Source organism: Paraburkholderia panacisoli (assembly GCF_008369935.1).
GTDB classification, from domain to species: domain Bacteria; phylum Pseudomonadota; class Gammaproteobacteria; order Burkholderiales; family Burkholderiaceae; genus Paraburkholderia; species Paraburkholderia panacisoli.
Genome location: NZ_VTUZ01000021.1, coordinates 45,875 through 59,011 on the forward strand (window position 1 = coordinate 45,875; position 13,137 = coordinate 59,011).

Consider the following 13,137-nt stretch of genomic DNA (forward strand, 5'->3'; position numbering starts at 1 on the left):
CACGTTGATGGCTTCCGATACACAACCCGTTGTCCAGCCAAGGCGCACGATGCCGCGAGGGCAGGATTCCGCGCCCTCAGCGCCAGCGACGGCAACCGCAAACAAACGTGCCGCGGGCGGCGCGCGTTGGATTGCGCCCGCCAAAATCGCGGTGTTTATCGCGGCGTGGTATCCGCTCGCGCGCATCGTGTTGTTCGGCGTGACCGACCGGCTCGGTGCGAATCCGATCGAGTTCATCACACGCTCGACCGGTCTGTGGACGCTCGTGTTTCTCTGCATCACGCTGGCCGTCACGCCGTTGCGTCGATTCACCGGTGTCGCCGCGTTCGTGCGTTTTCGCCGCATGCTCGGGCTCTACACGTTCTTCTACGCGACGCTGCATTTCACCACTTACCTCTGGTTCGACAAGTGGTTCGACGCGGCGGCCATTCTGAAGGACATTGGCAAGCGCCCGTTCATCACCGTGGGCTTCGCGGCTTTCGTGTTGCTGATCGCGCTGGCCGCGACGTCACCGCGCGCGATGGTGCGCAAGCTCGGCCGCCGCTGGCAGACGTTGCATCGCGCGATCTATGCGATCGGTGCGCTGGCGATCCTGCACTTCTGGTGGATGAAGGCGGGCAAGCACGATTTGCTGCTGCCGAAGATCTATGGCGCGATTATGGTGGCGTTGCTGGGGTGGCGACTGATCGTATGGCTGCGTGAGCGAAGATTGAAGCCGCGATGAGGAGTGTCGCGTGCGCCGGTGCGAAGCAACGCGCGTAAATAGAAGAAGGCGATGCCGCGGTTCACACCACGGCATCGCCTTTTTTTCGTGCTGCCCAAGGAGCCTTTTGCGTAGGCGCTAACGTTTACACCGGCAAGATCGTTTCGCCCGCAAACAGTTGCTTGACCTCTTCGCGTGCGCGAACTACATGCGCGTGTGTACCATCGACCATCACCTCGGCCGCGCGCGGACGCGTGTTGTAGTTGGAACTCATCACGAAGCCGTATGCGCCGGCCGAGCGGATCGCCAGTAGATCGCCGGGTTCGACCGCCAACAGGCGTTCGCGGCCGAGCCAGTCGCCGCTTTCGCAAACCGGGCCGACCACGTCGTACACATGAGCCGGCACGTCGCGCCTGGCCACCGGATCGATCGCGTGATAAGCGTCGTACATCGCGGGGCGCGCGAGATCGGTCATCGCTGCGTCGACGATCACGAAATTCTTTTCCGCGCCCGGCTTCAGAAATTCGACGCGCGTGAGCAGCACGCCCGCGTTGCCGACCAGCGAGCGGCCCGGCTCGAAATAAACTTCGCGATGGCCATGACCGCGCGCTTCGATACGATCCAGCACGGTGCGCACGAACGCGCCGATTTCCGGCGGGGTTTCGTCGTCGTAGGTGATGCCCAGACCGCCGCCCACATCGACGTGACGAATCGTCACGCCGTCCTGCTCGATCTGCTCGACGAGGTCCAGCACCTTGTCGACTGCATCGAGATAGGGCGCGACTTCGGTGATCTGCGAACCGATATGGCAGTCGATGCCGACTACCTCGAGATTCGTCATCGCCGCGGCGGCCTGATACGTGGCGCGCGCTTCTTCGAAAGCGACGCCGAACTTGTTCGACTTCAGGCCCGTGGAAATATACGGATGCGTTTTCGCATCGACGTCCGGATTCACGCGCAACGACACCGGCGCCTTCTTGCCCATGTCGGCCGCAACCGCATTCAGGCGATCGAGTTCGGGAATCGATTCGACGTTGAAGCATTTGACGCCGGCCGCGAGCGCCTCGCGCATCTCGTCCGCGTGCTTGCCGACGCCGGAAAACACGGTGTTTTCTGCTTTGCCGCCGGCAGCCAGCACGCGCGCCAGTTCGCCGGCCGACACGATGTCGAAGCCGGCGCCGAGGCGCGCGAACACGTTCAGCACCGCGAGATTGCTGTTGGCCTTGACGGCCACGTGCACGCTCGCGCGACGGCCCGCGCATGCGCCGGCATACGCGTTCCATGCTTCGGTGAGCGCGGCGCGCGAATAGACGTACAGCGGCGTGCCGAACTGTTCGGCGAGGGAGGCGGCGGACACGCCTTCGGCGTGCAATACGCCGTCGACGTAGTCAAATGCGGATCGAGTCATGCGAAAGTCTTATTGAACGGGGGTGACGGCGGAGGCAGGCAGCGGGGCCGCGGTACCGGATGCAGCGGAAGCGGGCGGCGTGGCGAGTTCGGTTTCCGGCGCCAGCGAGAGCGGCGTGCCCGAGGTATCCGGTACGGTGCTCATGTCGGTGGCGGTGTCCGACGCGGCATGCGCTTCGTCCGCCGGCGGCGTTTGCGTACGATGAGCGGGCGGGGCCGGTAGCGGCGGCACGGTGGGCAAGTAGAGCGAGCCGCGTTGCCCGCAACCGGCGAGCGAACCACTGAGTGCACAACCTGCGAGAATGGTTAAAACCGCTACAATCGCGCGGCCGGGCGCCGCCGCGCGCATCCGAGATACGACTCGCATGACTGTCCCTGAATAAATAATCGATGGAGTTTAGCATGTCCGATAGTGATTACCTGACCCGCGCGGAGGCCGCGCTAGCCGCCATCGAACGCGCGCTCGACGACACCGATGCCGACATCGAACTCGAACGCAGCGGCAACGTGCTGACGCTCGAATTCGCGAATCGCTCGAAGATCATCGTCAACCTCCAGCCGCCGATGAGCGAGATCTGGATCGCGGCGAAGGCGGGTGGTTTTCACTTCCGGTTCGTCGATGGCGAATGGCGCGACACGCGCAGCGGCAACGAGTTTTTTGCGGCGCTGTCGGAGTATGCAACGCAGCAGGCTGGCGAGCCGGTGCGTTTTACGGCGTAACAGGAGCGGCCCTGGCCGGCGAGCGTCACGCTCGCACAGCCACTTGCGCACGGGCGTGAGTGCTCGAAACCGAGCGCGGCCCTATAGCCCGAATCAAACGCTCAAAACAAAACCGCCGCGCATCTCTCGAGCGCGGCGGTTTTGCTTTTTCCAGCGGCAGACGAAGCTTCAGTGTCCGCGGAACAAGTTCATGATGTCCTGCTTCTCCTGTTCGCCGACCTGCTGGGGCGCTGCCGCCGCGGCGCTTGCCTCGGCGTCCAGCGTCGCCTGACTGACGCCGACCGTCGCGATGAAACCGTGCCCCGGCGTGAAGTCGTCGAAATATAGCTCCGAACCGATTTCGGTCACGTCGTCGGGACGAGCCATCTTGAACTCCGGCACGCCCTTGAGCGCGCGCCCCATGTACTCGATCCACACCGGCAACGCGAGGCCGCCGCCGGTTTCCTTGTCGCCGAGACTGCGCGGATTGTCGTAGCCGATCCACGCGATCGCCGTGAGCGTGTGCTGATAACCGGCAAACCATGCGTCGCGCGAATCGTTGGTCGTGCCGGTCTTGCCGGCGAGATCGGTGCGCTTGAGCACGTTGGTCTTCGCACCCGTGCCGCGTTGCGCGACGCTTTGCAGCAAGCTGTTCATCACGTACGCATTGCGCGGCTCGATCGCGTGCGGCGCGCTTTGCGCGGCCACCAGCGGCTGCGCGTGGGCGACCACGATGCCGCGCTGATCCGTGACTTCGGCGATCAGATACGGATTGACCCGGTAGCCGCCGTTCGCGAACACCGAGAACGCACCCGCCATCTGCAACGGCGTAACGAGACCCGCGCCGAGCGCCATCGGCAGATAAGCGGGGTGACGCTCCGCGTCGAAGCCGAAACGCGTGATGTACTGCTGCGCGTATTTCGTGCCGATCTGGTTCAGGATGCGGATCGACACCAGGTTCTTCGACTTCTGCAGCGCGGTGCGCATCGTCATCGGACCATCGAAACCGCCGCCGTAGTTCTTCGGCTCCCACGCCTGGCCACCGGTTTCGGCGGCGCTGAAAAAGAGCGGCGCGTCGTTGATCACCGTGGCCGGCCCGAGTCCCTTTTCGAGCGACGCCGAATAGATGAACGGCTTGAAGCTCGAACCCGGCTGACGCCATGCCTGGGTCACGTGATTGAACTTGTTCTTGTTGAAGTCGAAGCCGCCGACCAGCGCACGAATCGCGCCGTCTTGCGGAATGATCGAAATGAATGCGCCTTCCACTTGCGGCAATTGCGTGATCGACCAGTCGCCGTCGTCGTTCTTCACGAGCCGGATGATCGCGCCGGGCCGCACACGTTGATTCGGCTGTGCGCGCGCATTGAGCGCGGCTTGCGCGAAGCGCAGGCCGTCGCCCTGGATGGTCGCGACGTTGCCGTCGATGAACGTGGCCTGCACCTGTTTCGGGCTCGCCGCGGTGACGACGGCGGCGATGATCTCGCCGTTGTCCGGATGCTCGAGCAACGCGTCGTCGATCGCCTGCTCGCGGTCCTGCGCATCGGACGGCAGTTCGATGAACGCCTCCGGGCCGCGATAGCCATGGCGGCGTTCGTAGTCCATCAGACCTTTGCGCAGCGCGTGGTAAGCGACGTCCTGATCGGCGGAGTCGATCGTGGTCACGACGTTCAGGCCGCGCGTGTACGCTTCTTCGCGATACTGCGCGTACATCATCTGCCGCACCATCTCCGCGATGTACTCCGCGTGCACGCTGAATTCCTTGCCTGCGCCCTTGACGACGAGCGGCTGTCGGCTCGCCTCGTCGTATTGTTCCTGGGTGATGTAGTGCAGTTCGTACATGCGCTGCAGGATGTACTCCTGCCGCACCTTCGCGCGCTTCGGATTGACGACCGGGTTATACGCGGAGGGCGCCTTCGGCAGACCGGCCAGCATGGCCGACTCGGCCAGCGTCAGATCTTTCAGGTCCTTGCCGAAGTAGACACGCGCCGCGCTTGCGAAACCGTATGCGCGCTGACCGAGATAGATCTGATTCATGTACACCTCGAGAATCTGATCTTTCGTCAGCTTCGACTCGATCTTGTAGGCGAGCAGCATCTCGTAAATCTTGCGCGTGTAGGTCTTTTCGCTCGACAGGAAGAAGTTGCGCGCCACCTGCATCGTGATCGTGCTGGCGCCCTGCGTGGCGTGGCCGTTGGTCAGCGCCACGAAGCCGGCGCGCGCGATGCCGGTGAGGTCGACGCCGCCGTGATCGTAGAAGCGCGCATCTTCGATCGCGAGGATCGCCTTCTTCAGACTATCTGGCACGTCCTGGAAGTGCACGATGTCGCGCCGCTCCTCGCCGAATTCGCCGATCAGCACATGGTCGGCCGTGTAGATGCGCAGCGGCACCTTCGGACGATAGTCGGTCAGGGCGTCGAGCGAGGGCAGGTTCGGCGTTGCGACGACGAGCGCATAACCGAGCACCAGCAGCACGCACACAATGCCTGCGACGATCAGTCCGAAAAAGCCAACGATGAGCTTGAGCCAGAGCGGGCGTTTGCGCTTCTGAGGCGCGGGCGGCGGGGACGTGGGAGACGTTGATTGCATATGTGCACCAAAAAACAGTCCCGCGATTATAGCCGCCTCGCTTTTGAGCTTTCGGCGTGCTTACGGACAGGGCTCGACACGTTCGCGTGCGCGGTGCGGGAATGACTTCACTGTAGTCGCTTTGATCGCACGTCGGGCCCCTGTTGCTCAACGTTAGCCATTCGGCTGAGTGTCGCGCAGCGCCGCGGCTACGCACAATTCTCCTTCGTAACTCGCGTTCGAATGGTTCGTCGCGTGAGGCAGAGGGAGGGCGTGTTGATGTTCAAAAGTTCGTGGCTTCAGACAGTGCATTCAGGCCGGCAGCGGTTTGCCGCCGGGATCGATGTGGGTTCGCAAAACGTGCGTCTGGTCGTGGTGAGCCAGCGCTCGCGCGCACGCGGCGCTTTGTATCTCGAGTACCTCAGGACCGTGCCGCTGCACGCCGGCGCGATGGCCGGCACCGAAATCGCCGACCGCCAGGCGGTGGCGCGTGCGTTGCGCGACGCGTTTGTCGGTCTGCCGCGTGCGTGCGCAACTCACGCGTTGCGCTGCGCGATGGCGGTGCCCGCGTCGGCCACGTTGACTACCACGGTGCCGCTCGCGCGGCTCCCGGCGCAAAGCCGTTGCGGGGAAGACGGCGGGCCGGCGCTGGCCGAACTGGAGCCTGCGGTGATGGGCGAGGCGGAGCGCATCGCCGGTCTCGAAAGGCACGCGCTGGCGGTCGACTGGTTTGTCGATGAAACGCCGGCGCCGGTCCGCACCGTGAAGATCGCCGCCACTGCGCGCCAGCATCTCGAAGCGCGCATGGAATGCGCGGCGACTGCTGGCATCTCGCTTACCGCCGTCGACGGCGAACCGCATGCGGCGTTGCGCGCCATGCGCTACGCGGCATGCCGCGAACTCGATCAGCACGAGCCGTATGCGGCATTGTGGATCGGCACGGACGGCGTGTACGGATGGCGCATCGTCGACGACAGCATCGCCGGCGAAATGCGTTATCCGGCGCCGGAGCATGCCGACCTGGCCGACGCGCTGCGCGATCTCGTCCACGGACCCGTGCTCGACTGCGCCTTGGTGAGCGGCGAAATCGATCTCCTCGAAGGCGTGGGCTTCTCGCTGGCGGATATCGCGGACGTGTTGGGCTGCACGGTGCTGCCGTTCGAATGCGCCGCGCTGGGCGGTCTCGTGCGGCCACTCTGCGATGAGTTGCTGCATGAGCCCGCCGGTGCGGTGGCGTTCGGGCTTGCGTTGCGCGGGGTGCTCGAATGAAGCGCGGCCTTTTGCTTTTGCGCGCAGCCGGTCCGAACGCGTCGGCTGCGTCGCGCGGTACGCGCTTCGTTCAGCCGTGGCTCGGCGGCTTCAATCCGCTGCCCTACCGGCAACGTAATGCGCGGCTCGCGCGGCAGGCTCGTGTGCGCGAATGGCTGGCCGCAGCGCTCGCCGGATGTGCCGCCATCCTCGCGTTGGCCGCGTGGCAGGCGTTCGAGAAGGCACGGCTCGATGCGCAGCGTGCGTCGTTCGAGCGGTCCGTCATGCAATTGAGCGCGCCGCTCGCGGAGCACGCGAAATTGCTCCGCGCACAAGACGAGCAGCGCGAAAACGCGGCGCGTGCGGCGAGCCTGTCCGAGCCGCTCCAGCATCTGCTCGACCTGCTCGAAGCGCTGAGTGTCGAACCGGGCGACGGCGTGGTGTTGCGCCAGTTGCGTCAGCGCGAGCACGAGACGGAGTTGCTGGCGACGTCGCGCAGCCATCTCGCGTCGGCCGAGTGGCTCAAGCGTCTGAGTTCGATTCGCAGCGTGAAGGGGGCGGAGATGAACGACCTGCATCGTCCGGCGACACGCGGCAGCGCGCGAGGAGATGAAAGCGTGAGCGGTCCGGTCGAGTTCGGCGCGCGCTTGCGTTGGGATGATCCAGCGCCGAAAGCCGCTAAGAGAGCTGGATCCCCGGCGGCGGGGCCCTTGAAGTCCGAACCATCAGGAGGTGCAAAATGAGTACGACCTTTTTCGAATCGGGCGGCACGGCACGCCCCAAACTCTTCCTTTCCCAATGGCTGAATCGGCTGCGCGTGCCGCTCGATGCATGGAGCCGGCGCCGCCGTTGGGCGGTCGCGCTGCTGATCTTTGCGCTGGTGTTTGGCCTTGGCGCGCATGGCTGGATCGTCGCCGATCTCGGCGGAGTCGAGACGAGCCGCGCGGCGTTGGCGGTGAGCGTTCAGCATCTCTCGGACGCGAGGCGCGCGCTTGCGCAATTGCCCTTGCTGCGTCGTGCCGCGGCGGCCACGCCGGTCGCGCCGGTTGTCCCGTCGACCGCGCCGTGGAGCTCCGCGGACGACGTGCGCATCGTCTCCGAGCTGGCCGCGCAGAGTGGCGTCGCTTTGCTTGCAGTCGAGCCCGGCGTCGGCAAAGGCGAGGGCGTCGAAAGCATGCGCCCTTTGCAGTTCACCGCGCAAACGGACTTCGTCCACCTGATGGCGTTTCTGCATGGACTGTCGGACCTGCCAGTGCTGATCGTTCCCGTCGACGCCACCGTCAAACAGGACGCTGCGCTGTCGGTGAGCGCAACACTGCGCGTGTTCAGCGCGCTGCGGCCGGTGTCCGCGAATGACGCGGCACGCGTGCTTGACAACGCGAGCCTCGATTCGGACGACGACGAGGAGGTCGTGTTCTTCGACCCGTTTTTGCAGCCGCAGATGCGCGCAGCCGGCGAACTGCCCGATGTTTCGCAATTGCGTCTGGTCGGCGTGCTGTCCGATCGCACGCACGGCTTGGCCTTGCTCGATACGCCAGACGGCGTAGCCACCGTCGAGAAGGGACAGCAGCTTGGCGCGGAACGCGTGACGAAGCTCGATACGCTCGGCATTACGCTCGCCAAAAATGGCACGACGCGCACGCTCGCGCTGGCGGAGGCTTCGTGATGAGCCGCGCAACGCCGTTGCCGACCAGGTCCTCACGGGTTGGCACTCATGCTTCTCCTGGAGTGAGCGTGTACCGCTGCATTCGAGTGTGTGTCGGCCTGTATGTCAGCGCTGCACTAAGCACCGGTATTGCGCGGGCTGCGCTGCCGCCGCTGCCAAGCCACATGCCGCTCGACGACGCCGTCGCGCCAGCCGACAGCATGTACGGCGCAGCCCCGTTGCCGCGCGCTCAGTCCAGCGAAGTGCCGAACCCGTTTCGCGACGATGTGGCAGACGACCCAGGCGTGTCACGACCGGCCGCGCCATCTGGCAATGTCAATGCGGACGACTTCGCCGCCGCCGTCGAAGGTTCGGTGCCGCTTGGCAAGCAATCGGCCGCTCCGGCTCTTGACGATGCTGGCGGCTCCAGTGCGCTCGAAGGTCCGCCGGTGCCGCTGCCGCCGCGCATGCGCCTGAGCGATGGGCCGAAAAATACCGCCGACGCCGCGATCGCCGCACTCCCCGCCGACGACAAACCGATCTCGCTGAACTTCCAGCGGGCCGAACTCGGCGCCGTGCTCAAGGCGTTCGCGGAGTTCACGGGGCTGAACTTCGTCGCGAGCGAGCGGGTGCGCGGCGCGGTTTCGCTGCGGCTCGACAGGGTGCCGTGGCGCACCGCGTTCGATACCCTGCTCGACGTCAACAACCTGGCGATGGAGCGTCACGGCAACGTGATCTGGGTCGCGCCGATGGCGGATCTGGCCGCACGCGAGCGGCAACGCTTCGAAGCGCATGCGCGGGCCGCCGATCTCGAACCGCTCGCAAGCCGCACGTTCGAACTGCACTACGCGCACGCCGAGGACGTGCGGCGTCTCCTGACCGGCTCCGGCACCCAGCGCGTGCTATCCAAGCGCGGCGCCGTGACCGCCGACCCGCGCACCAATCTGCTGTTCGTGACCGATCTCGCTGGACGGCTGGAGCAGATTGCGGCGCTGCTCGGTTCCGTTGACCGCCCGACCCGTCAGGTGCTGATCGAAGCGCAGATCGTCGAGGGCGACTACGGCTTTTCGCGCAATCTCGGCGTGCGGCTCGCGCTGGCGGCCACCAGCACGGACGGTACGGCGAAGGGCTTGCGCGGCGGCACGGACGGCACGGTCTACGACCTGGCCGCCCGGCCGATTTCCGGCTTCGACGCCGCCACTGCCGGCTTGACGCTGTTCGCAGCCGGCGCGACGCGGCTGCTGAACCTGGAGTTGAGCGCGCTCGAAACCGAAGGACACGGGAAAATTGTTTCGAGTCCGCGGGTCGTCACCGCGGACCGGATGAAAGCGGTGGTCGAGCAGGGCACCGAGCTGCCGTATCAGGCCAAGGTGGGGCAGGGCGTGTCGGGCGTGCAGTTTCGCCGTGCCACGCTCAAACTGGAGGTCGAGCCGCAAATCATGCCGGATGGCCGGGTGGTGCTGGACCTCGATGTCGCCAAGGACAGCGTCGGCGAGCAGACCGACGCCGGGCCCGCTATCAACACCAAACACGTGCAAACGCGCGTCGAAGTGGAAGATGGTGGTACGGTGTCGATCGGCGGAATTTACGCGACCGACAACCGGGACGATGTGACCAGGGTGCCTGTCCTGGGCAAAATACCGGTTTTGGGCGCGCTTTTTCGCAATCGGGCGCATCGCGACGCGCGCAGCGAGCTGGCTGTTTTCATCACGCCGCGCGTCGTTCCGATAAATTAGGGGCAGGCTGCTGCCGCTCGCCAGCCGCGGCGCGCAGGCTCGACAAGGCAGCCGCTTTGCCAGTAAGCTGCGGCACGAACCATACCGGATTAGCCAGAGGACACCGTTGCAAGCGCGGGACGCACACGCCAATGTATTTTTTGTAGGGCTCATGGGGGCAGGGAAAACCACCGTGGGCCGGGCCATTGCGCGCCGTCTCGATCGCCCGTTCTTCGATTCCGATCATGAAATCGAGGCGCGCACGGGTGCGCGCATTCCGGTGATCTTCGAGCTGGAAGGTGAAGCGGGCTTCCGCGAGCGCGAGGCCAGCGTGATTGCCGAGCTGACCGGGCGCGACAATATCGTGCTGGCGACCGGCGGCGGCGCGGTGCTGCGGCCGGAAAACCGCGCAGCGTTGCAGAACAACGGCGTGGTGATCTATCTGCGCGCCAATCCTCACGATCTGTGGCTGCGCACGCGGCGCGACAAGAATCGCCCGCTTTTGCAGACGGAAGACCCCAAGGCACGCCTCGAAGCGCTCTATGAAGTGCGCGATCCGCTCTACCGCGAATGCGCGCATTTCGTGATTGAAACCGGCCGGCCCTCAGTCAACGGACTCGTCAACATGGTTCTGATGCAGCTCGAGATGGCCGGCGTCGCCAAACATCCTGCGTCATAATGGACCGTATGATTACCGTCAACGTCGAACTGGGCGAACGCGCCTACCCTATCCACATCGGTGCCGATCTGATCGGCCAGACCGCGCTGTTCGCGCCGCACATCGCCGGCAGTTCGGTCACCATCGTCACGAACACCACGGTCGATCCGCTCTACGGCGACGCGCTGCGCGCCGCGCTGGCGCCGCTCGGCAAACAGGTGTCGACGGTCGTGTTGCCGGACGGCGAGGCGCACAAGAACCTCGAAACGCTGAACCTGATTTTCGACGCGCTGCTCGGCTCGCGCGCCGATCGCAAGACCACGCTCATTGCGCTGGGCGGTGGCGTGATCGGCGACATGACGGGTTTTGCCGCCGCCTGCTATATGCGCGGCGTGCCGTTCATTCAGGTGCCTACTACCTTGCTGTCGCAGGTGGATTCGTCGGTGGGCGGCAAGACCGGCATCAATCATCCGCTCGGCAAGAATATGATCGGCGCGTTCTACCAGCCGCAGGCGGTGATCGCCGACATCGGCGTGTTGCGCACGCTGCCCGCGCGTGAACTGGCTGCGGGCGTCGCGGAAGTGATCAAGACCGGCGCGATTGCCGACGCCGATTTCTTCAGCTGGATCGAAGCCAACATCGAGGCGCTGAATCGCTGCGAACCCGCTGCGCTGATCGAGGCGGTCAAGCGCTCGTGCGAAATCAAGGCGTCGGTGGTGGCGCGCGACGAACGCGAAGGCGGACTGCGCGCGATCCTCAACTTCGGCCACACCTTCGGCCACGCCATCGAGGCCGGCCTCGGCTACGGCGAGTGGCTGCACGGCGAGGCGGTCGGCTGCGGGATGGCAATGGCGGCGGATCTGTCCGTGCGCATGGGCTATCTCGACGAAGCGGCGCGCCGGCGTCTGGTCGACGTGATCGTCGCCGCGCATTTGCCGACTCGCGCGCCCGCGCTCGGCCAAGCGCGTTACGTCGAACTCATGCAGGTCGACAAGAAGGCGGAAGCCGGCGCGATCAAATTCATTCTGCTGAAGCGTTTCGGTGAGACGCTGATCACCCAGGCGCCCGACGCCGAGGTGCACGCCACGCTGGCCGCCGCTGTCTAGAGCACGACGAAGCAATTCCAGCCACGCATCACGCACCAGCGTCACGAGGCGCCGCCCATGTTTCGGAGAACCCGGTGACTGACAGGCGCAGCGACGATGTACAGCATGACCCTGCGGCAGGCATGGCGGCGATCGCCGTGCCGACGCAGGAGGCATTCGAAGCGCATCTCGCGCCCTACGCGGCTCATTCCGCCCAGTCGCGCGGCCGGCGTTATTCCGAAGCCGCGCCCAGCGCGCGCAGTGAATTCCAGCGGGACCGTGACCGCATCGTCCACTCGACGGCGTTCCGCCGGCTCGAATACAAAACCCAGGTGTTCGTGAATCACGAGGGTGACCTGTTTCGTACGCGCCTGACCCATAGTCTCGAAGTCGCACAGATCGCGCGTTCGGTTGCTCGTAATCTGCGCATGAACGAAGACCTCGTCGAAGCCATTTCACTTGCCCACGATCTCGGCCATACGCCGTTCGGCCATGCCGGGCAGGACGCGCTGAACGAATGCATGCGCGAGCACGGCGGTTTCGAGCACAACCTGCAAAGTCTCGCGGTCGTCGACGACCTGGAGGAGCACTACGGTGCATTCAATGGCCTGAACCTGTGCTTCGAGACGCGCGAGGGCATCCTCAAGCATTGCTCGCGGGACAACGCACGGCGGCTCGGCGCGCTGGGCGAGCGCTTTCTCGAAGGACGGCAGCCGTCGATCGAAGCGCAGATCGCCAATGTCGCCGACGAGATTGCGTACAACAATCACGATGTCGACGACGGTTTGCGCTCGGGTTTGCTCACGATCGAGCAGCTTGCCGAAGTGGAGTTATGGCAGACGCACTACGACACGGCGCGCCGCGACTTTCCGCAAATCGAAGGGCGCAGGCTGATCCATGAGACGGTGCGCCGCATCATCAATACGCTGATCGTCGATCTGATCGATACGACCAAGTTGAATCTGGTCCGCTACGCACCGGCTTCGCTGGACGCCGTGCGCGCAGCGCCTGCGCTCGTCGCCCACAGCGATGCCATTGCCGCGCAGGCGGCGACGCTCAAGCGCTTCCTCTTCAAGAACCTGTATCGCCATTACCGCGTGATGCGCATGGCCAATAAGGCGCGTCGCGTCGTGGTCGGCCTGTTCGACGCGTTCACGGAAGATCCGCGGCTGTTGCCGCCCAGCTATCAAGCGGTGGACGAGGCGCAGCAATCACGGCTGATCGCTCACTACATCGCGGGCATGACGGATCGCTATGCGGTGAAGGAATATCAGCGGCTATTCGTGATCGACGACAACTAGGCGGCGCGAGCGCGCGTCTGCCTCCCGCATGCGGGCAGCGGATGGCACCGCTGCGCAGTGCCATCGCACTCCGGCTATCACGATCAACGAAGACACGATCAAGACCGCCAA

Annotated in this window: 12 protein-coding genes; 9 read left to right on the top strand and 3 right to left on the bottom strand. The window is 65.0% G+C overall.

Annotated features, from left to right (window positions below; all coding sequences use genetic code 11):
• Positions 1-7 precede the first annotated feature (7 nt).
• Positions 8-724: a protein-methionine-sulfoxide reductase heme-binding subunit MsrQ gene (gene msrQ, locus FVF58_RS27705; RefSeq protein ID WP_149672984.1), complete on the top strand. Its 717-nt coding sequence runs from the start codon at positions 8-10 to the stop codon at positions 722-724.
• Positions 725-848: 124 nt separating this feature from the next.
• Here msrQ and lysA read toward each other — a convergent pair whose 3' ends face one another.
• Both lysA and FVF58_RS27715 read right to left on the bottom strand, forming a co-directional pair.
• On the bottom strand, positions 849-2,111 hold the full coding sequence (gene lysA / locus FVF58_RS27710; protein ID WP_149672985.1) for a diaminopimelate decarboxylase: 1,263 nt from the start codon (positions 2,109-2,111) through the stop codon (positions 849-851).
• Between the two features lie 9 nt (positions 2,112-2,120).
• On the bottom strand, positions 2,121-2,477 hold the full coding sequence (locus FVF58_RS27715; RefSeq protein ID WP_149672986.1) for a lipoprotein: 357 nt from the start codon (positions 2,475-2,477) through the stop codon (positions 2,121-2,123).
• 35 nt (positions 2,478-2,512) lie between these two features.
• Here FVF58_RS27715 and cyaY point away from each other — a divergent pair, with 35 nt between their 5' ends.
• Entirely contained in the window at positions 2,513-2,830 is a 318-nt protein-coding gene (cyaY, locus tag FVF58_RS27720) for an iron donor protein CyaY (protein ID WP_149672987.1), read from the top strand.
• 168 nt (positions 2,831-2,998) lie between these two features.
• Here cyaY and FVF58_RS27725 read toward each other — a convergent pair whose 3' ends face one another.
• Positions 2,999-5,395: a penicillin-binding protein 1A gene (locus tag FVF58_RS27725; RefSeq protein ID WP_149672988.1), complete on the bottom strand. Its 2,397-nt coding sequence runs from the start codon at positions 5,393-5,395 to the stop codon at positions 2,999-3,001.
• 255 nt (positions 5,396-5,650) lie between these two features.
• On the opposite strand from FVF58_RS27725, the gene pilM reads away from it, so the two are divergent.
• The 7 genes from pilM to FVF58_RS27760 all read left to right on the top strand — a co-directional run bounded on the left by pilM (position 5,651) and on the right by FVF58_RS27760 (position 13,026).
• Entirely contained in the window at positions 5,651-6,643 is a 993-nt protein-coding gene (gene pilM / locus FVF58_RS27730; protein ID WP_149673090.1) for a type IV pilus biogenesis protein PilM, read from the top strand.
• Entirely contained in the window at positions 6,640-7,365 is a 726-nt protein-coding gene (locus FVF58_RS27735) for a fimbrial assembly protein (RefSeq protein ID WP_149672989.1), read from the top strand. The genes pilM and FVF58_RS27735 overlap by 4 nt, the downstream gene beginning before the upstream one ends.
• Positions 7,362-8,288 (top strand): hypothetical protein, encoded by a 927-nt coding sequence (locus FVF58_RS27740; protein ID WP_149672990.1) that lies wholly within the window; start codon positions 7,362-7,364, stop codon positions 8,286-8,288. The genes FVF58_RS27735 and FVF58_RS27740 overlap by 4 nt, the downstream gene beginning before the upstream one ends.
• Positions 8,289-8,452: 164 nt before the next feature.
• Positions 8,453-10,003: a type IV pilus secretin PilQ gene (locus FVF58_RS27745; RefSeq protein WP_425468976.1), complete on the top strand. Its 1,551-nt coding sequence runs from the start codon at positions 8,453-8,455 to the stop codon at positions 10,001-10,003.
• 106 nt (positions 10,004-10,109) lie between these two features.
• Complete coding sequence (locus FVF58_RS27750) at positions 10,110-10,661, top strand: shikimate kinase (protein WP_149672992.1); 552 nt, start codon at positions 10,110-10,112, stop codon at positions 10,659-10,661.
• Positions 10,661-11,746, top strand: coding sequence for a 3-dehydroquinate synthase (gene aroB / locus FVF58_RS27755; RefSeq protein WP_149672993.1), 1,086 nt, complete (start codon positions 10,661-10,663; stop codon positions 11,744-11,746). Before FVF58_RS27750 ends, aroB begins: the two co-directional genes overlap by 1 nt.
• A 74-nt stretch (positions 11,747-11,820) precedes the next feature.
• Positions 11,821-13,026: a deoxyguanosinetriphosphate triphosphohydrolase gene (locus FVF58_RS27760; protein WP_149672994.1), complete on the top strand. Its 1,206-nt coding sequence runs from the start codon at positions 11,821-11,823 to the stop codon at positions 13,024-13,026.
• Positions 13,027-13,137: the final 111 nt, after the last annotated feature.

Bases quoted from the DNA above. Each gene is read 5' to 3' on its own strand.
- msrQ (WP_149672984.1), top strand. From the start codon at position 8: ATGGCTTCCGATACACAACCCGTTGTCCAGCCAAGGCGCACGATGCCG.
- lysA (WP_149672985.1), bottom strand. From the start codon at position 2,111: ATGACTCGATCCGCATTTGACTACGTCGACGGCGTATTGCACGCCGAA.
- FVF58_RS27715 (WP_149672986.1), bottom strand. From the start codon at position 2,477: ATGCGAGTCGTATCTCGGATGCGCGCGGCGGCGCCCGGCCGCGCGATT.
- cyaY (WP_149672987.1), top strand. From the start codon at position 2,513: ATGTCCGATAGTGATTACCTGACCCGCGCGGAGGCCGCGCTAGCCGCC.
- FVF58_RS27725 (WP_149672988.1), bottom strand. From the start codon at position 5,395: ATGCAATCAACGTCTCCCACGTCCCCGCCGCCCGCGCCTCAGAAGCGC.
- FVF58_RS27735 (WP_149672989.1), top strand. From the start codon at position 6,640: ATGAAGCGCGGCCTTTTGCTTTTGCGCGCAGCCGGTCCGAACGCGTCG.
- FVF58_RS27740 (WP_149672990.1), top strand. From the start codon at position 7,362: ATGAGTACGACCTTTTTCGAATCGGGCGGCACGGCACGCCCCAAACTC.
- FVF58_RS27745 (WP_425468976.1), top strand. From the start codon at position 8,453: ATGCCGCTCGACGACGCCGTCGCGCCAGCCGACAGCATGTACGGCGCA.
- aroB (WP_149672993.1), top strand. From the start codon at position 10,661: ATGGACCGTATGATTACCGTCAACGTCGAACTGGGCGAACGCGCCTAC.